General features: G+C 63.6%; 21 protein-coding genes and 4 tRNA genes. 17 read left to right on the top strand and 8 right to left on the bottom strand.

The window, feature by feature from the left end; genetic code table 11:
* Window positions 1–375 precede the first annotated feature (375 nt).
* Window positions 376–1071, bottom strand: coding sequence for a dienelactone hydrolase family protein (locus ACX12F_RS12435; protein WP_459369839.1), 696 nt, complete (start codon window positions 1069–1071; stop codon window positions 376–378).
* Window positions 1072–1443: 372 nt separating this feature from the next.
* Here ACX12F_RS12435 and ACX12F_RS12430 point away from each other — a divergent pair, with 372 nt between their 5' ends.
* Window positions 1444–2088, top strand: a complete 645-nt coding sequence (locus tag ACX12F_RS12430; RefSeq protein WP_459369838.1) for a TetR/AcrR family transcriptional regulator — start codon at window positions 1444–1446, stop codon at window positions 2086–2088.
* 91 nt (window positions 2089–2179) lie between these two features.
* Here the strand turns inward: ACX12F_RS12430 and ACX12F_RS12425 are convergent, their stop codons facing one another.
* Window positions 2180–3547, bottom strand: coding sequence for a cytochrome P450 (locus ACX12F_RS12425; RefSeq protein WP_459369837.1), 1368 nt, complete (start codon window positions 3545–3547; stop codon window positions 2180–2182).
* 555 nt (window positions 3548–4102) lie between these two features.
* On the bottom strand, window positions 4103–4879 hold the full coding sequence (locus ACX12F_RS12420; RefSeq protein ID WP_459369836.1) for a transporter substrate-binding domain-containing protein: 777 nt from the start codon (window positions 4877–4879) through the stop codon (window positions 4103–4105).
* A gap of 45 nt (window positions 4880–4924) precedes the next feature.
* Here ACX12F_RS12420 and ACX12F_RS12415 point away from each other — a divergent pair, with 45 nt between their 5' ends.
* Both ACX12F_RS12415 and ACX12F_RS12410 read left to right on the top strand, forming a co-directional pair.
* On the top strand, window positions 4925–5365 hold the full coding sequence (locus ACX12F_RS12415; RefSeq protein WP_459369835.1) for a hypothetical protein: 441 nt from the start codon (window positions 4925–4927) through the stop codon (window positions 5363–5365).
* Window positions 5366–5707: 342 nt separating this feature from the next.
* Window positions 5708–7105, top strand: a complete 1398-nt coding sequence (locus ACX12F_RS12410; protein WP_459369834.1) for a type II NADH:quinone oxidoreductase NdhA — start codon at window positions 5708–5710, stop codon at window positions 7103–7105.
* On the opposite strand, the gene ACX12F_RS12405 is transcribed toward ACX12F_RS12410, so the two are convergent.
* A complete protein-coding gene (locus ACX12F_RS12405) occupies window positions 7102–8574 on the bottom strand; it encodes a PPE family protein (RefSeq protein ID WP_459370329.1) in 1473 nt (490 codons plus the stop codon). The two genes, ACX12F_RS12410 and ACX12F_RS12405, sit on opposite strands and share 4 nt — an antisense overlap.
* Before the next feature lie 163 nt (window positions 8575–8737).
* On the opposite strand from ACX12F_RS12405, the gene ACX12F_RS12400 reads away from it, so the two are divergent.
* On the top strand, window positions 8738–9475 hold the full coding sequence (locus tag ACX12F_RS12400) for a GNAT family N-acetyltransferase (protein WP_459369833.1): 738 nt from the start codon (window positions 8738–8740) through the stop codon (window positions 9473–9475).
* Window positions 9476–9496: 21 nt separating this feature from the next.
* Here the strand turns inward: ACX12F_RS12400 and ACX12F_RS12395 are convergent.
* Window positions 9497–9571: transfer RNA gene (locus ACX12F_RS12395), tRNA-Val, on the bottom strand.
* A 290-nt stretch (window positions 9572–9861) separates the two neighbouring features.
* Between ACX12F_RS12395 and ACX12F_RS12390 the strand changes: the two genes are divergently transcribed.
* The 9 genes from ACX12F_RS12390 (at window position 9862) to ACX12F_RS12350 (ending at window position 15060) form a co-directional block, all read left to right on the top strand.
* A tRNA-Gly gene (locus tag ACX12F_RS12390) sits at window positions 9862–9934 on the top strand.
* Window positions 9935–9962: 28 nt separating this feature from the next.
* Window positions 9963–10036, top strand: a tRNA-Cys gene (locus tag ACX12F_RS12385).
* A gap of 15 nt (window positions 10037–10051) precedes the next feature.
* Window positions 10052–10126 (top strand) — tRNA-Val (locus tag ACX12F_RS12380).
* A 300-nt stretch (window positions 10127–10426) separates the two neighbouring features.
* Window positions 10427–10651, top strand: a complete 225-nt coding sequence (locus tag ACX12F_RS12375; RefSeq protein WP_459369832.1) for an excisionase family DNA-binding protein — start codon at window positions 10427–10429, stop codon at window positions 10649–10651.
* A complete protein-coding gene (locus tag ACX12F_RS12370) occupies window positions 10648–11205 on the top strand; it encodes a hypothetical protein (protein WP_459369831.1) in 558 nt (185 codons plus the stop codon). Before ACX12F_RS12375 ends, ACX12F_RS12370 begins: the two co-directional genes overlap by 4 nt.
* Window positions 11206–11880: 675 nt before the next feature.
* The gene (locus tag ACX12F_RS12365; RefSeq protein ID WP_459369830.1) at window positions 11881–12090 is read left to right on the top strand and encodes a hypothetical protein; all 210 of its coding nucleotides are present in this window, start codon (window positions 11881–11883) and stop codon (window positions 12088–12090) included.
* A 231-nt stretch (window positions 12091–12321) separates the two neighbouring features.
* Window positions 12322–12885, top strand: a complete 564-nt coding sequence (locus tag ACX12F_RS12360) for a hypothetical protein (RefSeq protein ID WP_459369829.1) — start codon at window positions 12322–12324, stop codon at window positions 12883–12885.
* Between the two features lie 202 nt (window positions 12886–13087).
* Window positions 13088–14026: a hypothetical protein gene (locus ACX12F_RS12355; protein ID WP_459369828.1), complete on the top strand. Its 939-nt coding sequence runs from the start codon at window positions 13088–13090 to the stop codon at window positions 14024–14026.
* The gene (locus ACX12F_RS12350; RefSeq protein WP_459369827.1) at window positions 14026–15060 is read left to right on the top strand and encodes an AAA family ATPase; all 1035 of its coding nucleotides are present in this window, start codon (window positions 14026–14028) and stop codon (window positions 15058–15060) included. Before ACX12F_RS12355 ends, ACX12F_RS12350 begins: the two co-directional genes overlap by 1 nt.
* 366 nt (window positions 15061–15426) lie before the next feature.
* Here the strand turns inward: ACX12F_RS12350 and ACX12F_RS12345 are convergent, their stop codons facing one another.
* From ACX12F_RS12345 to ACX12F_RS12335, 3 genes are all read right to left on the bottom strand, one after another.
* Window positions 15427–16383 carry a DUF6615 family protein gene (locus ACX12F_RS12345; RefSeq protein WP_459369826.1) on the bottom strand — a complete coding sequence of 319 codons (957 nt, stop codon included), beginning with the start codon at window positions 16381–16383 and terminating at the stop codon, window positions 15427–15429.
* A gap of 162 nt (window positions 16384–16545) precedes the next feature.
* The gene (locus tag ACX12F_RS12340) at window positions 16546–16875 is read right to left on the bottom strand and encodes a hypothetical protein (protein ID WP_459369825.1); all 330 of its coding nucleotides are present in this window, start codon (window positions 16873–16875) and stop codon (window positions 16546–16548) included.
* 252 nt (window positions 16876–17127) lie between these two features.
* Window positions 17128–17424, bottom strand: coding sequence for a hypothetical protein (locus tag ACX12F_RS12335; RefSeq protein ID WP_459369824.1), 297 nt, complete (start codon window positions 17422–17424; stop codon window positions 17128–17130).
* 57 nt (window positions 17425–17481) lie between these two features.
* Here ACX12F_RS12335 and ACX12F_RS12330 point away from each other — a divergent pair, with 57 nt between their 5' ends.
* From ACX12F_RS12330 to ACX12F_RS12315, 4 genes are all read left to right on the top strand, one after another.
* Window positions 17482–17697, top strand: coding sequence for a hypothetical protein (locus tag ACX12F_RS12330; RefSeq protein ID WP_459369823.1), 216 nt, complete (start codon window positions 17482–17484; stop codon window positions 17695–17697).
* Between the two features lie 83 nt (window positions 17698–17780).
* A complete protein-coding gene (locus ACX12F_RS12325) occupies window positions 17781–18065 on the top strand; it encodes a type VII secretion target (protein WP_459369822.1) in 285 nt (94 codons plus the stop codon).
* Complete coding sequence (locus tag ACX12F_RS12320; RefSeq protein ID WP_459369821.1) at window positions 18065–19324, top strand: WXG100 family type VII secretion target; 1260 nt, start codon at window positions 18065–18067, stop codon at window positions 19322–19324. Before ACX12F_RS12325 ends, ACX12F_RS12320 begins: the two co-directional genes overlap by 1 nt.
* A gap of 45 nt (window positions 19325–19369) precedes the next feature.
* The gene (locus ACX12F_RS12315) at window positions 19370–19879 is read left to right on the top strand and encodes a hypothetical protein (protein WP_459369820.1); all 510 of its coding nucleotides are present in this window, start codon (window positions 19370–19372) and stop codon (window positions 19877–19879) included.
* Window positions 19880–19927: the final 48 nt, after the last annotated feature.

Genomic DNA, 19927 nt, shown 5'->3' with positions numbered 1-19927 from the left:
ATGCTCGTCAAAAAGATGCCCTCGTCACGGCAGCGCAGCAACAGGCCACACGGATGATCGACCTTGGTGTCTGCCGGGCACGGCTACAACCAGATTGGGCGGGGTCGCTGTTGACCGAGCGCACTGACGGAATCATCAAGATTCAATGGACTCGGGGACGGGCATCTATCTCGTTCCAGCGGAAACCCTTTCCCATCCGGACCTGCGTTTCCCGCAATGCCGACCCCCGAAGCCACCGCGCAGCAGACGCCTCAGCGTACGGGGCTACAGAACGGCTCGGCCGATGACGCTGCTCACCGAACGTGACCACGAGTAGCACACAGTTTGCCTCATTGACGTCGAAGGACGCCTGAAATCATCTATGGGATAGACGATCTAGCACAGATAGTCGTCAAAGAATGCAAACAGCCGCGCCCAGGAGTCCTCCGCTTCGGGCCCCGAGTACGACATGCGCAATGACCGGCGGATCCAGTCCGGAAGTGACGACGAGTTCATGAATGCGTGACCAACGCCCGGATACTCCTCAATGTCATGGGGCACACCGTGACTGGTCAGCGCGTCATCCAAGGCGGCAGCCGATCCCGCCTTCACGATCCTGTCTTCACCCCCAAAGCTGGCTACGACCGGGCACGACTTTTCGAGCACGTCAAGATCTTTGGGGGCCAGGCCATAGTTCGATGCGGCCGCATCGAACTGTCCGGAAGGTGCGACGACGAGTGCAAGGCCTCCTCCGAAGCAGAAGCCGGCGACGCCGATCTTGCCCGCACACCGCTCGTTGGCCATCAGGTAGTCGCGCGCCGCACCGATGGCGTCAATAGCTGGTCCTTCGCCGCTGAAATGTGACTCGATAGCGCGGACCATGCAGACAATCCGATTGCCACCGCTGAAGAGGTCAGGCGCTAGCGCAAGATAGCCGGCATTGGCGAAGCGATCGGCCAGAGCTCTCACGTCGGCAGTCATACCGCGAATGTCATGGATCACGACGACACCGGGCCAAGGGCCCGGTCCCCCAGGAACGGCCAGATATCCCGGGCGGGTGTCATGTCCGGCGGGGTACGCGATGTCGGGCATTTGGAGGAGCTTTCGATTGCAGTTACGTGAGCCTTGGGTGCTCGAGCATCGTCAGCGCGCGCCGACGATGCTCGCGACGCTTACCCATGATGGCTCGCAGCAGTGGCGCAGGGGCGCCCGTAGCGGACAGCGCAAGGTCGTCCGCCATTTGCGACCTGAGAACCCAGCGTCGGCACGGGTTAAGCCATCAAATCGCACTGGATGTTTCCTCCCTGGCACGCATTGTTTGCCGCGGCTGGTGCGGCCCGGCGTGGGGCGTCGATCTCCTCGGCAGCAGACAGAAACAATACAAAACCATAGTGATACTAAAAGTCCGTATTACCCTCCCATATTGTTGTATCGTGGCACGAGTTAGATGTATTGTCTAGCCGCATGAGGACCGTGATCTACGAGGCCGTCGACGCGCCCGTCGAACCGACGACCCTCGACAAGATCCTCGATGCGGCGACCGTCGAATTCGCGGACCACGGCACCGAGGGCACCACCTACCGCCGCGTCGGTGAGGCCGCCGGGGTATCAACAGGGCTGGTGCAGCACTACTTCAAAACCAAGAAAGACCTGCTCGACGCCACCAACCAGCACGTCCTAAAGCAGATCGCCGCCATTGTCGAGGTCCCGGACGTCCACGATCTGGACATACTCACCGCGGCCGGCAACAAGCTGGTCAACATTTTCGTCGAACAACCGCACCTCATCGCCTTCATCACCCGCTCCATCATTGAAGGCGGCGAGGCCGGCCGCGTGATGTTCCGCTGGTTCTACGAACTCTCCAACGCCCAAGGCGACTGGTTCGAAGAACGCGGCATGCTTCCCGAGGGAACTGACCGAGTATGGGCGGCCCTGCACCCCGTCATCCTGCGAGTCGGCGCCTTCATCCTCGCCGACCACATCAACGAGCTGCTCCCGGCACCGTTCAAAACTCCTGACCAGATTCACCGTTGGGAAGCCTCAGTCAGCAGCCTCATCCGCAACGGCCAGCTCAACGATCCAGCAGCACCCGACGCCACAGCCCATTGACATTGGCGGCAGCGTTGGTCGATGTCGAGGGGTCATCGACCGACGCTGCCGCGGCATCAAACGTGCATCCGAAATAGTCGGGCCCACGGCACTACCGCAATTTGATCCTCGCCGGAATAGGACCTCCCGCAACGACGGTGAACGGCGCAGCCATCGGGAATTCCTCTTCAAGAGAGTCGATTTTGGCGCGGCGAACAATTGTCGCCAACGCGAGTGTGGCTTCCAGCATGGCGAAATGATCCCCAATGCACCCGCGTGGCCCGCCACCGAAGGGCACGTACTGCCAACGGTCACGACCTCTGGACGCTTCTTCGGTGAACCGATCTGGGTCGAATCGCAGCGGCTCATTCCACAACGTCGGATCGCGATGAACCGACATTCGGCCGACTACCAGCATCGTTCCCGCAGAAACCCGATAGCCGGCCACCGCGACGTCCTCGGTAGCCATCCGCGACCCGGTCGCACCCGGTGGGCACAAACGCATTGACTCTTTGAGCACCTGGATGGTGTAGAGCAAACGCGGAACATCATCGGGTGTGAGCTCACCATCGCCGAGCTGCGCGACCTCTGCAGCAACTCGATCCTGAACGTCGCCGTTACGGCCCAACTGCCACAATGCATAACTGATCGAGGTGGCAGTAGTGTCGTGCCCGGCGAAGATGAAGATGATCAGCTCATCAGCGATCTCGTTGTCCGTCAGCGGCTTTCCCGTCTGCGGGTCTCTCGCGGCAATAAGCTGCTGCACCAACGGCGCACTGCGCGCAGGGTCTGCCCTGCACGACGTAACGATGCCCAGGGCAGCTTCACGCAAAGTAGCCGCCGCACGACGAGCGCGCCGGCGTGCAGGAGTGGGCAACCAGTACGGCGCGCGCACCGGACTGATTGCCCGCGAGACCGCATAACTGACCGCCTCCCGCATCGGTGCTGCGATCGAGTCGTTCTCGTCAGTAAGTTCCAGACCCAACACCGAGTGGCCGAGGGCACGCATGGTCAGCTTGCGCGCTTCGACATCGAGGTCGATCGTGCCGCCGTCCCGCCAAGCGCTGCATACCGATTCGGTGGCCTTCGCCATGTGTCCACCAAAGGCGTTGACCGATTGTTTGGTGAACACCGGTTGGATAGTGCGCCGACGAGGCTTCCACTCCTCGAAAGGGACGACAAACATGTTCGGACCGATGAGGCGGCGCATCTCCAAAGTAACTCCGGACGTTTTATCGATCGAGCTGTCGTGGCATGCCACGACGTCACGTATGCCCTGGGGCGATGTGACAACGACCATTGGCGGCATCAGCCATTTCGGCGCCAACGTGAACCGCGTCACCGGACCACCCGCGTCGCGCAAGACGTCAGTGCCGGTGTGGAAACTGCGGCAAGCAGCCAAACGCTCCTTGTACGGCAGCGGATTCACAGGAGGTAGCGGTAGGGACGCAATATCTCGAATGTCTGACGATAAAGCCACGATTATTCCTCCCCGAAATTAACTGTGCGCCAACGCAACCTCACGTTCACCGTTACAGAACCACCGAAAGTGGTCACGCGCGCACAACGGGACCATATCCTCAGTAGCTCGAATCATCTTGTGTTTGTGGCGGTTACGCGCAAGATTAGCCCATGGGAGCTGGCGAGAGCGGGCGACTTTGCCCTCAGGTCGCACCGCCCTGCGGGACATCGCTGTTGACGGCTACATGGTCGAAGCAGTCCACAGAACGTCAGCAGCCGAGACCGTTGGCGGTAGATCGCGTCCGTCGCCGGGACACGGACGTGCGCCGGAGATCACCTCGCGGCCTTGGAAGCCCAGCTGGCACTGGCCCACGATCGTGCGTGGAGTTCAAATCCAGTCCCTGGCGGCGGTCGTCAACTTCATCCCGTCTTCGATCGAAGCGAACACTGCCGACTCTATGCCGGTATTAGACCAGCGCCGCGACCGCATTGGCCCGAACTAGCCACCGAGCCTCACGCTCACCGGACTGGTCTCCGCCGCCCGCGGCGACGAGGCAGCGCAGGTCCACACTCGTCACTTTGGTCCGAGGTCGGCGCCCAGCCACTTGCGGCTGACGGCTGCGTAGCCACCATTGCCTTGAATGGTGCTGAGCCACTGGTTGATTCGCCCCTGCAGCGCTGTCGCACCCTTGGGCATCAAGTAGGCCTTCTGCGCGTCGGTGAAGGGCCGGTCGGTCGACACACCACACAATTGCGGATGTTGCGTGACCTGCCAGCGGATTTCGCTGCCGTCGGTGATCATGACATCGGCCTTGCCCTCGATGACCTGATCGAAAATGGTGTTGTTGTCGGGATACCCGACGATGGTCGCGTGGTGCAGGTTGGCCCGGTCGAATTGTTCGTTGGTGCCACCGGGGTTCACCACAACCCGGACTCCCCCGCGGTCGATGTCGGCCAACGACCGGTACTTCGCAGCGTCGGCACATCGCACCGCGGCAGCCTTGCCGTCGCGCAGATACGGGTCGGAGAACAGCGCCTTGGCAGCGCGGTCGGCGGTGACTGTGATGCCGCCGACCGCCAGGTCGCATTTCTGCCCCAAGTCAGCCATGAGAGTCGGCCAGGTGGTCGGTACCAGCTGTAGATCGGCACCGGTATCCCGAGCGAAATCTCGGACCAGATCGATGTCCATGCCGCTCCACTGACCGTCGGCATCACGGTAGGTGAATGGTCGGTAATCGCCGGTGCTGCACACCTTCAACGCCTGGCCCGGGGACTCTGCCGGCGGCGAGCTGCACGCCGCAGCCAGCGTGACGACCAGCGCCGACGCGCCGTGAATCACTGTGCGCCTCATGCAGCCAGGCTCTCATGCGACCGCCGCGTCGCCTACGCTGGCCATATGCGTCGAGTGGCGGCACTGGCAGTGGCAGGTGTGCTGCTCAGTGCCTGCACCCAGACGGTTTCGGGACAGGCCGGCGCTCCTGCGGAGCTCAAATGGCAACGCCCCATCACTGATTCGGTGTCCAGCCTGGGCGGCACGCTCGGCGCCGTCGGCGAGGCGATGACCGCACACGACTTCGTCGCCATGTCGCGCGATTGCACGAAGCTGCAGACCACGCTGGACGATCTCGGCAAGCACCTGCCGACCCCTGACGACAACGTGAACTCATCGTTGCAGGACAGCATCGACAATTTCCGCTCGTTCGCGCGGGTCTGCACCATGATGACGCCGGGTACCGCGGACGCTGCGCTTGATCAGTTGAGCGGCTATTTGGACCGCGGCGACACCTCCATGCGAAAAGCCCTGCAGCAGATGGGAATCGAGCTGCCCGCCCACTGACCCGGCTCAACGGCGCCGACACGGCAGATGGTTTGCAAGCGACCAGCCCCACCGCCACGAGGCGGGTGCGATGGCGCCGATAGGACGCCCACATCTGCCGGACGGGGGTGCAGTCGCCCCGATCAGCCCGCGGCAGTGCCGGCCGCAGCGGATGTGGCGGCGCGTAATTGCGGAAGTGCCAGTGGGTCATTGCCCATGCGATTCCCGCTCGGCTCGTGCGCAAACGTACCCACGCAAACAGCGCCCCGCACCGGCCGCGCATTCGGTTGCCGCCCATAGTTGGACAACTCCCAGTATGTTTGCCCTGTCGTTCGGTCCTCACGGCGTGCCCGAAGGAGCAACATGACCATCGCGTCCCAGCGTCACCGCGTCGTCGTCATCGGATCGGGATTCGGTGGCCTACAAGCAGCCAAGGCCCTCAAGCGTGCTGACGTCGACATCACCTTGATCTCGCGCACCACGACGCACCTGTTCCAGCCGCTGCTCTACCAAGTCGCGACCGGCATCCTGTCCGAAGGCGAGATCGCGCCGACGACGCGACTGGTCCTGCGCAAGCAGAAGAACGTCACGGTCCGCCTCGGCGAGGTCGAACACATCGACCTGAGGGCGCAAACCGTCACCTCCAAGCTCATGTCGCAGGAAACTGTCACGCCGTTCGACAGCCTGATCGTGGCCGCCGGCGCTCAGCAGTCGTACTTCGGCAACGACCACTTCGCGACGTTCGCGCCGGGCATGAAGACCATCGACGACGCCCTCGAGCTGCGTGGCCGCATTCTGGGCGCGTTCGAGGCCGCCGAGGTGGTCACCGACCCCGTCGAACGGGAACGCCGGCTGACGTTCGTCGTCGTCGGCGCCGGCCCCACCGGCGTCGAACTGGCCGGGCAGATCGCCGAACTCGCCGAACGCACCCTGGCGGGGGCGTTCCGCAGCATCGAGCCGCAGGACTGCCGCGTGATCCTCCTGGACGCCGCCCCCGCGGTGCTACCGCCCATGGGCCCCAAGCTCGGCGCCAAGGCCCAGAAACGCCTGGAGAAGCTCGGCGTCGAAATCCAGCTCAACGCCATGGTCAGCGACGTCGACTACAAGGGCATCACCGTCAAGGACAAGGACGGCACCGAGCGCCGCATCGACTGCGCATGCAAGGTCTGGTCTGCCGGGGTGCAGGCGAGCCCGCTGGGCAAGCTCATCGCCGAGCAGTCCGACGGCACCGAGACCGACCGCGCCGGCCGAGTCATGGTGGAGCCCGACCTCACCGTCAAGGGACACCCGAACGTGTTCGTCATCGGCGACCTGATGGCGGTCCCGGGCGTGCCGGGTATGGCGCAGGGCGCAATTCAGGGGGCTACGTACGCCGCCGACATCATCAAGCGGTCCCTGGCGGGCCACGATGACCCCGCCAACCGCGAGCCTTTCGAGTACTGGGACAAGGGCAGCATGGCGACCGTGTCGCGGTTCGATGCGGTTGCGCAGGTGCCGGTGCCGCTGACAACGAAGAAGCTGGAATTCGCCGGCGTATTCGCCTGGCTGTCGTGGTTGGTGCTGCACCTGGTCTATCTGGTCGGCTACAAGAACCGGGCGACGACGCTGTTCACCTGGTTCGTCACCTTCCTCGGCCGTGGGCGGGCCCAGATGGCGATCACCAGTCAGATGATCTACGCGCGCACTTCGATGCAACTGCTGCAGAACCAGCTGAACGCGTTGGCCGCGGCCGACAAGGTCGAGAGGAACGAGTCCGCCTAACGGTTCTCGTCGGGACTCCACGTGCTCGGAAGCATCGGGGCCCGCGCCCCGTCGCCGAACTCGTCACCGGCCACCGCCGTCAGTCCCATCGGCATCACATCTGCCCTCGATATAGCCCCAGTGAAACCCATGGGGCCGGCGCCGCTGCTCGACGCTCGGACCGATAACGCGTCGTGCGGATCTGGGCCGGACTCCCATTCCGGCGTGACCTCGAGATCCATGTATTCGCCGGCTTCTTGCCTGCTCCGGTCGCGGCGCCGACGCGCCTGCCGTGCGGCCGCCGTCGCGGCCGAGGCTGCCTGAGCGGTCGCCGAAGTCCGTACCGACGCACCAGCGTCAACGCGCGCCTGCCGCTGCAGCCACGCACTCGTAACCATGCCTGGACCATCGCCAACCGCGTACGGGAAGCCCGGGTCGCCGATGGGCGGCGGTGTCGACGCGGGCGATGCGGCGGTGCCGGGTGCCGTCGGGGCTGGAGCGCTTGCCGGAGCAGACGCCGGCGCCGGGGCTGCCGCCGACGACACCAGGCTGGTTGCGGGGGCCGCTGCGACAGCCGGCATCGACCGTTCCTGCGACGCAGGCGGCTCCGCGCCGATAGCTTCCGGAGAAACGTGGATGCCGGCGAACCCCGCGAACCCGGCCACCCAGCCGAGGTTGGCGATCGCCAGCGCCAACGCCGGCTGAATCAGCGCCGGTGCGAACTGACCGAGCACCGAAGCCAGCTGAGAGGCATGGAAAGTGACGTCTGCCAGCACCATCGGCAGGTTGGTCAGCAGCGCGGCCGGATCGGTCAGCACGTTGTTCCACAGCAGTTCGAGGTGCTCGCCCATCTCGGCGCCCACGTCGAACCACCACTCCAGATCGGTTGGGTCCAAATCACCGTGGCCATGATCGTGATCGTGACCGTCGTGGTCGTGGTCGTGGTCATGATCGTCGTGCGCCACGATCGACGGCGCCGGAGTGGAGTGCGGCGCGGATCCGACCGCCACGTCGGACGTGGCTTCATATGTCGCCATCGCGGTAGCGGCTTGCACCCACATACGGACGTAGTCGGCCTCGGTCACCGCGATGGGAATCGTGTTGATACCAAAGAAGTTTGTGGCCAGCAACGCGGCCTGCGTGGCGTGATTCGCCGCCAACTCGGCCAAGGTCGGCATCATCGCCAGGGCAACGCTGTACGCGCCGGCGATGGTCTGGTGCTGGACTGCGCGCGCATTGCTTTCCAGGCCGCTCCGCGTGAGCCACGCCAGGTATGGGAGGTGCCCGGCTACATAGCTCTCTGAGGTCGGACCCTGCCACGCCCCGGCGTGCGTTGCCGCAAGGACCGCGCGCAGCTCCTCTGCGACCGCCGTGTAGGTCGCGCCGAGCGAAGACCATTGGGCTGCGGCCGCGAGCAGAGCTCCTGGACCCGGACCGCTGCTGAGCAATGCCGAATGCACCTCTGGCGGAGTCGCCATCCACACCGGCATTGCCATCGCGCATCACCTCCGCCTCATTAACGATAATGAAAACTATGTTCATTAAGGTAGCAGCCGGGGACGCGCTGCGAGAAAATGCGTTGCCGATCACGTGGAGCCGATGAACGACCTGGCGCGTCCGGGCCACGCGTCGCACGCCATTCAGGGAGTTTCCGTGCCCGATTTCCCTCCGGTCGTCACCGACTACTGGGCCGCAGCGTTCAGCGGGAAACAGCTGCACCGCAACGACTACCTGACCATCACCGTCAACCCCGACCTCGATGACGACACCCGCGTCACCATCCCGCGAACCGTCGACGATGACCACGTCTCCATAGCCGTGCACCCTGCCGCCGCCGAGGCGTTGACCAAAGGCATTGCGTCACTGGGCAATCCAACGGAGACCGACATCCGGGCGGCGTTCGCCAACCATGGCGTCGCACTGAACGGTGCCAAGAATGTGTTTTATCTCACGGAAACTGCGGCAGACGACATCCTGGGCGACACCGAGTCAACCAACATTCGTCAACTCACCAACGCCGACGCCAACATTTTCACGTCGTTCAAAGCGGTTGTGCCCGAGGAAGTCTGGGACGGCGCTTATGTCGAGCTCGACCACTGGGCGGTATTCGGCGCGTTCGACGAACGCGGCGCCCTGGCCAGCATCGGCAGCATTCACCCATGGGACGACGAGTTCCCATTGGCTGATATCGGCGTGCCGGCGCTCAGTTCCGCACGGAGCCAAGGGCACGCAAAGACGTTGGCGCGTGAGATTTTTCGCTACGCGCTCACCCAGGGTTTCGAGCCGCAGTACCGTTGTCAGCTGGACAATGCCGCGTCGGTCATGCTCGCGGCCGGTCTGGGGCTGCAGCTGTTCGGGCAATGGGAAGTCGCCATGCCCGACGAGGAGTGAATTTCACCATGCGGGTTTGTGTGGTGGTCCCGACTGGGATCGAACCAGTGACCTTCCGCGTGTGAGGCGGACGCTCTCCCCCTGAGCTACGAGACCGGGGAATCTCACCGACCGGATCGGTGCGACGACAGACACTAACACGTCCCGCGACCCGAACGGGAATCGCGCCCCGCCGGCAACCTGCCGCCCGAGTCCGAGTCACCCGACCCGACCGCCGCGCCGCCTCAGGAGTCACGGGAGGCAACGCGTGAAACACCCGCCATCACTCGGTCAGCTCCTCGAACCAGCCCGTTTACCAGGGGTTTTCACGCGATTTGTGTCTGCTCGCATTCGTGCACTAATGTCTTGCATCGCAACGGACGAACAAAGTTCAACCGAAGCGAAACGCGGATGTAGCGCAGTTGGTAGCGCATCACCTTGCCAAGGTGAGGGTCGCGGGTTCGAATCCCGTCATCCGCTCGAAGGTGCGAATGGCATCAGCCCCAGTGGTGGAGTGGCCGAGTGGTGAGGCAACGGCCTGCAAAGCCGTGCACACGGGTTCGATTCCCGTCTCCACCTCCACAAGTTTTCAACCCGGCGCGATTAGCTCAGCGGGAGAGCGCTTCCCTGACACGGAAGAGGTCACTGGTTCAATCCCAGTATCGCGCACCACATTCTTTGCAGGTCAAGGCAATATTTCTCCGCCAGCCTCGCCGTTGATGGGCAATCTGTGGGCAAACCGATTTCAGCCCGCCAGACCTGCCCCGATCCGTCACCCCGGATGTGTCCCCGCCCGGCAGCACGCACCCAAGTTGCCGCACGGTTCCGGTGTACTCTCAAGTCCAGACACGCGGTCCGAACCGATCAAGATCACGTGGAGAGGGCTGCGTCCCGCCGCAGACTATGCGGCACATTGTGCCTCTAGCCCTCTGGGCCGAATCTCGGTTTCGATTCGTGCTGCCCGGAGGAATTTTGTCCACTCGCACCAAAAAGCTGCCCCCGACCGCTTCGCCAACAGGACGTCGGTATGCATCCCTCGGCGAAACTGCCGAGTATCTCGGTGTCACAGAACGCACCATCCGCACGTGGATCGCCGATGGCCGCCTCACCGGCTACCGCCTGGGGCCTCGGTTCATCCGGTTGGACCTCAATGAGGTCGACGCCGCCATGACCGCTTTCGGCGGTGGTCTGACATGACCGATCACAACGCAAAGCAGATCAACGCCACGACCTTCGCTGAGCAAGCTCGTTGGGCCGTAGAGCAGCTTGAGCGTTCTCGTCAGCAGCAACCCGCTCACCTCGCCAATGCCCGAGCCTCGGCGGCGGAGGCGCGGACTATCGGCCTAACCGCAGAACCTTGGTGGGAACTGTGGTCGGCCATGCCGACGCACCGCCCCGGCGGAGAGATCAACGGCATGCTCGCCCTGCCGACGCCCAATGCCAAAGAACTCTTCGGTGCCCGCCTCGCGTTCGATCTGCTCGGCTGCTGCGCCAATGAGCATGAGGTCCATGAGGTACTGATGTCGTGCCTCAGGATGGTCGGCGACCCAAACCACATGATGCTGGTGTGCGCAGCAGCTTTGAAAACCATCGCCAACCACGTCGTGCCGCAGATGCTGGACGACCTCGAAGCTCACGGCTCAAACTACGACGTGCGCGTGTTCCTAGCTGACGCAGCGCGGAATGCGTGGCAACCGCGCGTCGCCGATGTCCCGTTAGAGCATGGCGCTGACGACCCGCAGGTGGAGTAGGCAACGCTCTGACATCCCTGGTGGTGGCCTGGGCCCCGATTCAGGCGGCGATCCGCAGCAGTCGGTGTCTTCCCCGGGCACGAGGTCGAATCCGGGTCCGTCGGTCGGCATCCTGCCCGGGCAGCAGATACCAACGCGAGCACATCGCCCGTCGCGAACTTCTTGTGATCGTCTGGGTCGGTGCGCGCAACCAAGTGGTCCCGATGGCGATGCTCGGGGCAGGAACCTGGCACGGTGTCTTCGGTCTTCACCTCAGCGCCCAGGCCCTCAACACCACCGGTGGCGATACCCAGCCCGTCTTACCCCCAAAAAAGTCGACGTGGGCTCGCGATCAACGGGTAGACAAAATCATCTCTCAACTGCCAATTTATGGTCCACTTTTAGAGCTTGATCAAACGAAATCAATACGGACACAACATCATCCGCTCGGGTTGTGCTTGCGCCGCCAAGCACTACTGGGTAGCTTGCTACTGGGGCGATCCAAGCCATCCAGCAAAAGCTACGGCCTGGGAAGAACCCGATCGTTACGGGCACGTGCAGGGGCCCTGACGGCGTGACATGGCACCGGCACACGACTCCACATCACTTCATGAATCTGCTTCATGTGACCTCACCTGACTTCATGAACTTCTTGATGATTCGGTTCGTGCCCGCCCGACCCCTGGAGCCTTCCCCATGTCGCAGTTCACCCAAAAGCGTGCCCGCGTAGGCGGTTTGACCCGAACTCGGGCTCACGACGACCCCGACTTACGCGCTGCACGCAGCCAGATGCAGGACGAGATTCTGGTCGACGCAATCGCAAAGGCCCTCGCCAACTCCCGTCCTTTGACTGCGCAGACGCGCGAGCGGATCGTCGAGCTGCTGGCCGCCGAGGCACCGCCATGATCGACGACGCCACGTATGCAGCGATCTGCAAGCACGCCCACCAGATTGCCTCCCGGGCACCGCCTCTAACAGCCAAGCAGAGCTACCTACTGAACACGTTGTTCACGCGGTACCCCACATCAGTTGGTGAGCCCTCATCACCTCCGACGTCTGCCCGCCTGCACAACGACCACGCCGCCGACCGAATCGCCTTGGCGCATCCCTAAACCGACCAAGAAGGACACGACCATCATGCCCAGTCGCAACCGCGACATCGACGCCATCCACGAGGAGCAGTACGAATCTGCCTACATGGGCGACGCCTACGCCGAGCAGTACGGACCTGTTGACCCCCTCCTCTACCAGCAGTACCTCCGGGAGCGCCCACACTTCGTGAAGTACTTCGACGATCACCGGAAGTACGTCTTTCTGCTCCTCCTGGACGCACTACAGAACGCAGGAACCCGAGTCTCCGCATCGGCCAGCCCCGACGACATTTTCCAGGATTGCCACCACGCCGACGATGGATCGTCTGACCGCATTGCCTCGTTCATCGCCGAGCTGACGCTGGCGGTAAACAACCTCGGTGGCCCCCACCGTTGGTCCGATGGCCGTCGCACATCGGACCGCCTGGAGTTGGCTCGCGGGTACTGGGTCCGCCACATTTGGCATCCGGACCCGACGGACGAGCCGCGTCTCCACTGGAGCGGGCACCTGATCCCCAACGATCCCGGAGTCCCCTCTCCCGGGACCTACTGGATCGAAATCGATCCTGCCGCACAGGTAATCCACGCCACTGTCGTGATGACGGCCTGAACAGCTCATTCAAAAGAATTGCCCCGGCAGCGAAATCGTTACCGAGGCAATCCTTGATCCCGACCAAAGGACTGATCTGATGATAGCCCACCCGGTATCCCCGACCGACGCAGTAGACCAACCGGGCGACGTCGCCCGTGTCCTCCAGCCTGGCATCGCGTACCGCCCAGCCTCGCCCTGCGACCCTTCCAGTGGAGGCCTCGTGAGTACCCCCGAGCGCGACGGCATCATCGACTACCTAATTCAGGTCGTGGGACCGGCCCCCGGCTGGTTGTGCATTGCTGTTGGGGTGAAGCCGTACCGCAAGAACTTCCGGAAGTTCCGGTTCTTGCGTTGGATTGAGCAGCCGGTGCGTTGGCCGGATGAGGCCCACGGTCTAGTGACCTTTCTACGGGACACATCAGAGCAGCTGGACTGCTACGTCTGCCCCTATGTGCTGAGCGGGCCCCGGCGCGTAAAGCACACCTCCGTGGCTCCCGACAAGGTGCATGCCGACGTGGATGACGGGCAACTGGACGTTGAGAAAGTCCGGCGCATTCCCGGCGGCTGCGCCGTCAGCTCGGGGTCGCCCGGCAACGGCCATGTGTACGTCCTGATGACCCGCCCAGTGCCGCACCACCAGCACGAACAGCTCTGCCGCGCGCTGATGGCCCACTTCGGCGCGAAGGACGCAAAGGTGTCCGACAACGACGTGCTACGGCCCCCAGGGACGTTCAATCGAAAGCCAACCGTCGGCAGGGGTGAGGCACTTCCGGTGGTGTGGGCGGTGAAGCCCGATGGCGTGCGGATCGATCCAGAAAAGCTGGCCGGACTCCTGGGTATCGAGTTGGCTGACGGGCCCATGACCGTGGTGCACAAAGCCGAGAAGAGGGACATCTCCGGAGGATTCGATGCAGCGGTGACTCCTCCAGAGGAGCCCTTCGAGCCGAACCGCTTCCCCGCCGTGCGCCAGGCACTAGCCACGGTCAGCGCCGACCGGTCAGCAGACACCATGCGTGTGGTCCGAGCCTGTTACCGCAGTGGCCTGACACTAGGCCAGACCCGGTGGGCGGTGCGCCAGCGCAACGATCTGGCCGCACGACTCGCGCAGCGTCATGACGACGACGTGGCCCGGTGTTGGCGAGTCTGCCGGGAGCGATGATGAGCGACCGGCATGGGACCAACTACGAGCACTCAGGGGAACCGGGCGCTTCGGACACCGGCAGTGGGGACTGGAGCTTCGTTGACGGCGCTGCGTTCGTCCTCGATGTGCCCGACACCATTCCGGCGGTGTGGGGCCAGGGCAACCAGGTGCTCTGGGCCAAGGGCGAGTCGCTGATGATCTCGGGCCCGCTCGGGACCGGGAAGACCACGCTGGCCGGGATGCTGGTCCGCGCCCTGGTGCAACCAGTGCCGAGTCCGGTGTTGGGACTGCCGGTGACTGGCAACGGGGCCAGGATTCTGTACCTGGCGATGGACCGGCCCGACCAGATCGCCCGTTCCCTGCACCGCCAATTCCCCGAAAGCATGCGCCGAGCGCTGGCCGATCGGTTGATGGTGTGGAAGGGTCCTCCCCCGAATGATTTTGCCGTCAATCCCCGTCTGCTCGCCGCACTGGCCGATAAGTCCAAGGCCGAGATCGTGTTCGTCGACAGCCTCAAGGACGCCGCCATCGGACTCTCCGACGACAAAGTGGGGGCAGCCTACAACCGCGCGCGGCAACTGCTGCTGCAGTCCGGTCGTCAGCTCGCCGAGTTGCACCACCCGGTCAAGCACGGCACCGGGGGTGTCAAAGACGTGTACGGCTCGACGTGGCTGACCAGCGGCGCGGGTTCGGTTGTCTTGCTCGAAGGTGATCCGGGCGACCCTGTCATCCACTTCCGTCACGCCCGCCAGCCCGCCCAGGAAGTCGGGCCGTTCTTGGTGCACCACGATCAAGTCACCGGCTTGATGGAAGTGCATGGCGAGTTCGACCTCCTGAAGGAGCTCCGAGCGGCAGACGAAGGCCTGACCGCCGACGCGGTGATGCAGTTGCGCCGTCCTGGGGAGAAACTCGACAAACGCGCGCGGGACAGCCAGATGCAGAAGGCTCGGCGCGACCTCGACCGGCTGGTCAGTGACGGTCTGGCGCGGCGCGAAGACGGCGTTCAGGGAGGCGTCGGTGGGGGTACTCCTGCGAAGTGGTTCGCGGCGTGAGCGACCACGCGATCGACCACGCGACGGATAAAACCGCAGGTAGAGCGACCACGCCGGAAACCGACCCCGGACCCGTCCACGGGCGACCACGCCGTGCCCGCTTTGCTCCTGTTTCTGCAGCTAGAGCGACCACGCAACCGACTAACTAGCGACCACACCCTTAGCGACCACGTTTCTCCCCGTTCCTTTAGGGACGGGGGAACGGTCTCACCAACCAACAAACCTGTGCAAGCGACCACGCCGCCTCCCGACCGCACGAATAGTGCAACGGCAAGGTTGGAACCGCAGCCCAGGGCGGTGCCGACTGAGATAGAAAGCACCGTCGTGCGTAGTCCCGCAGCCCACGAACGTGGAGCAGGCCCGAGGTCAAGGATTCCCAGGCAGCTGAACAACGACAACCCCCGCCACGTTCTCGGGCATTGTGGACGCCATGGCGTTCGTATCGACGACGTCTTCCGCTAGGAGTTCCAGCACATATCCGGGCGGGGCAACTCGCAGCGGGTTGAGCACCTGCTCGAAATAGGGAATGCCCCAGTGACCTCTGTCGTCGGGCAAGTTCGGAAATACCGGTCCGAGCCCTTCGTGGCTGTTATCAAGAACGGTGTTGGCAGAAATCGAAAAGCCAGCGAACTGCCCAGCGCGCACTCGTAGCACTCTGTCGATCATGGCCCGCGATACTGCGCGGACCCCGTTCTGCGGTTTTGTCAGAAATCTCAGAAGTTCTGGTGAGAACTCGGCCAGCGGCGGAATGAGCCACGATGGGGCAGATTCCGGCGTCCACACGTCTTCGAGCGCGATCGATCGTGCGTAAGTAGTCGACGAGCTCGTTACCAGCGCTTCCTCGGCTAGTAGGGCGGGCATCAACGAAACCGACCGCTTGACGCACGCGAGACAGCCTTGAGCGTGGTGGTTGTCGGGGCAACGCTCCCACCTCCGATAGTCGCCGGTTCCAAGGTAGAGGGCGTAAACCGGAATCAAGTCCAGAGCTTGTGCCGTGGAGAGCAGCTGGTGCCGCTGCCTGCCGCTGCCTCTCGGGTATCCGAAGTCGAAGTGCCATCGGGCTCCATCCACCGTCACACGTTTCGCCTGCACGAGCATCCCGTAGGCAGCGGTAGCGTCGACCCACCACCAAATCCAATCGGCACCGCTGATGGCCTCAGCAGGCTGGCTGAATGGCGCGACCGTCACCGCCGGTGCAGCACGAGAGGTCACGATTTCGGTGACCCCGACCTCGCCCCATCGCAGCCATGCCCGCTCGCACGCCCTCATGTGGCGCACGGCATCGACGCGCGCCGACTTAAACGCAGCCTTCACTGTCGTCACCGTCAGCATCTTGCCCGGCTAGCCTTCAACGCCCCAGTCAGGGGCGATCCTCGATGGCCCCGTCGCGGCACCTTATGCATGCCATGGACTTGTTAGCCGGGGTGCGCGTTGGCGATGCGCCGCGACGGCCATCACGGAGACACGAGCGCCGCGATGGACAAGCTACGACTGCACGACAACGTGGATGGGTGTCTTGCACTGCCAGCATTCGAAGCTGGTCGCGCCGATGAGGATGTTCTGCTCGGCGTTGCAGCGCGTGCACTTCACGGTGGCGGTGCCCCTCGGTGGCGGTGCCACGCCGCGCGGCAGTAACGCCACAATCACGATGCCGAGGATGCCCAGGAAGAAGCCCCACGCGAACGATCCGACGAACGATCGGCGCTTGGAGACTCCGATCTCCTCGGCGATGAGGCCGCAGATCACGGCGGCTATGAGCCACACCCACCAGTGGTTGACGAACCACACGTAGTTGAGCCAGAACCAAAAGTCCACGGGCAACCTCCAGCAAATGGTGGTGCGAAGGTTAGTACACGCGCAGCCTCCGTGTAGGTGCGGCCACTGGACTAATTGACGCCAACGAGTGGGGAGGGTGACCGTAGGTGGTTGCACCCCGAGGTAAAGACACCAACGATGACGAAGGACTCTGCCAGTGCATGTCGGTGGGACCGCGCGGTGCACTGGCCGGTCCCGGCCTCGTCACGTTGCCGATGAAGATGTATATGGCGTTGACAATCCGTGCGACGTCTACGCCCGGATCGCACTCGGCGGCAGCCATAACGTCGCAGTGACTGACGACCGTTGGTTGCCGCTGCGGGCGGTGAGTTCGACGACCGCAATCCAGGAGCCGTCCGATCGTCTGATCCAAGCCAGTTGATGCCCTGGCATCTCGTGGTCGAGGTGCAGACCGCCAGACTTGACCCACATGGCCAGCTGGTCACGCCGGATGCCCGAATGGGGCAGCCAGCTGGTGTCGACGACGACGGGACGGTCGCAGGGGAACAGGGTTGGATACCCATCGATGTTCTCCCAGTCCTCGAACATGCATTCGATTGTCGCACCTTATGGAACCGAATGCCCCGTGGATGCGTCTAACTCATCATGCGAGACATCGACGTCATCGACCGTGAGCTGAGGCTGTTGTCTGTGGTGCGCGTGACGATGCGCCGCGATGGCTACGGCGTCGGTACGAGTGCCGCGATGGACCGGCTGCTCGACGAACGGCTGGCCGCTGGCGGAATCGGCGGAGCAGCCTCACCACCTTCGGCGGTGCCTATCGATCAATTGGGCTTTAGGGCATGCCGCCCGCGCGATTGACGTCGGAGCGATGACCAAGATGCACCTATCCTGAGATGCAGGGCACGGCTGGGGAACCGCTGCCGCACACAAGGGGGATTCGGATGGGTGGTTCCATCAAGGTCGATAGCGATGGCCTCAACACGCTGGCTGGGCAGTGCGACACCACCGCCACCGCCCTGACGGGCGCACCGCGCCCAGCAACCAGCGGATCGCTCCACCAGCCCACCAGCGCCGCCGTCGAGCACGGCTACGCACTCATCCAAGCCGCATCCCAGTCACTGGCGAGCCGGGCCACATCAACGGGGACCAAGCTGCGCACCGCAGCCACCGCCTACGCCAGCACCGACGCAGACTCCGGCCAACAGATTCGAACCGTCGAGGTCTAATGCCCGGCACTAGCGCAACCGGAACCCCAACCCGGTCGCAGATCGAGAGCTGGGACGTCGGCCACCTCGAGTCCGCCGCTACCCACTGGGCGGGCACAGCCGAACAGTGGGAAAGCCACTTCGGCAGCATCCAGCAGGGCATGCTCCGCCCCGGCGGCACAGCGTGGGAGGGCCCCGCAGCCGACGCTGCACAGGACAGGGCTTGGGCCGATCTCGTAAAGGTCCGTGGCCTGGCAGACGGGCTGCACTCCGCCTCAGGGTTCGCCCGCAATGGCGCAGATGACATCGCGTGGGCCAAACGTCAGGCAGTCACCGCGATCGACGACGCCGAACAGGCCGGGTTCACCGTCTCAGAGAACCTGTCGGTCACGGACCGCTCAATGCCGTCGGCGGTGGGTGATGGACAGGACCGTCAAACGCAGGCCAAAGAATTCGCACACGACATCCAGACAAAGGCGCAAGCCCTCGCCACGATGGACAAGTCGGTCGCCAACCAGATCACCGCAGCACTTGCCCCACTACAGGCGCTGGACTTCCCAGAAGGCGGGAAGCCTGACCACGAGCCGACCGTGCAGGCTGTTGACTACGGGTTCAAGCAGGACACTCCAACGCCGAATCCAAAGGACCCGAACCCCAACTACCCGAACCGAACAAGAGATGGGAAGTACGGCGATGGAAACAGTTTCGACGGTAAGGCGGCGGAGAAGGCGGCTCTCGACAAACGCCAGAAAGACCTGGGCATCCCGATCATCCGTGACCAGGTGGTGGCCACACACCCGGACGTGATCAACGACGACACAAAGAAGCCACAGGGCCGTCTCTACGACGGTCTCGAACCTACCGGCGTGCCCGGCGAGTACATCGGTGTCGAGGCGAAGACCCACGAAGGGGTCGACAGAACCAAAGCGCAGAAGCGATTCGACGACGCAGTCAGCCCCGAGCACCCAGCTACGGCGATGCTCAACGGACAGCCGATCAAGATCGTCGGTACGGACGTGGCCTACCCACCGGAAGGGTGGGTACCACCAGCACCGGGCACGAGCCCGTTCGCGGGCGCAGAGGCCGACGCAACAGTCCCCTCCGCTGGTCCAGCTCCGGTGCAGGGTTCGGGGACAACGAGCCTGTTCCCGAATTGGGGTACACACATCACTCCCGAAGAGGCCTCAAAAGGCGGAGGCGAGGTTGGCAACCTCGGCAAGTTCGGCCAGGGCATGTCCCCGCCCACGGTGAATCCGAGTGACCCCAACAACACGGCATAGCAGCGGCATCCGTCGTTGTCACTTCTCACAGATAGGCTGATCACCATGGGAGTTCCTACCCACGTGATGGAGTTCAGCAGCGGCATGGCCTCGGAGAAGGACGGCGGCTCCGGCCTGCTGCACTTTCAATCCCCGCTGCGCCAGCTCAACGGGGTCGACCGCTGGTACATCACGCTGTTCCCTCTTCCTGCCGGAAAGCGCTACAACGAGGTCCGCAACGACGCTACGACCGAGTTCCTGCAGGCGGGCGGCAGCGCCGAGAAGATGATGCTGGACTTGCGCAAACCCGGCGGCGAGCAGTGGGGCGCGAAGTGGGTGCGCTACATCGTCGGGCACTCACACCCGGACGCAGAACCAATCGATGTGACGATCAAGCTTCCTAAGGGCCCCGAATTAGTCAGCGCCTCTGAAGTTTTCGGGGCTGATGAGGCCGGAGAAATCTTCTACAACTACTACAAAACCGGTGATATCCCGTCCGGCTACGCACTGCGCCCGGTCGAGGGCTATACCGCCGATCACGAGATCATCGACCTTCGGAGTCTCGGGACCCACTAGGCGATCGCCTGATAGTCGGTTCATTCGATCACGTCCGCTACGACGAAG

The organism is Mycolicibacterium sp. HS_4_1, assembly GCF_054515875.1.
This window is presented reverse-complemented; position numbering and strand designations above follow the sequence as displayed.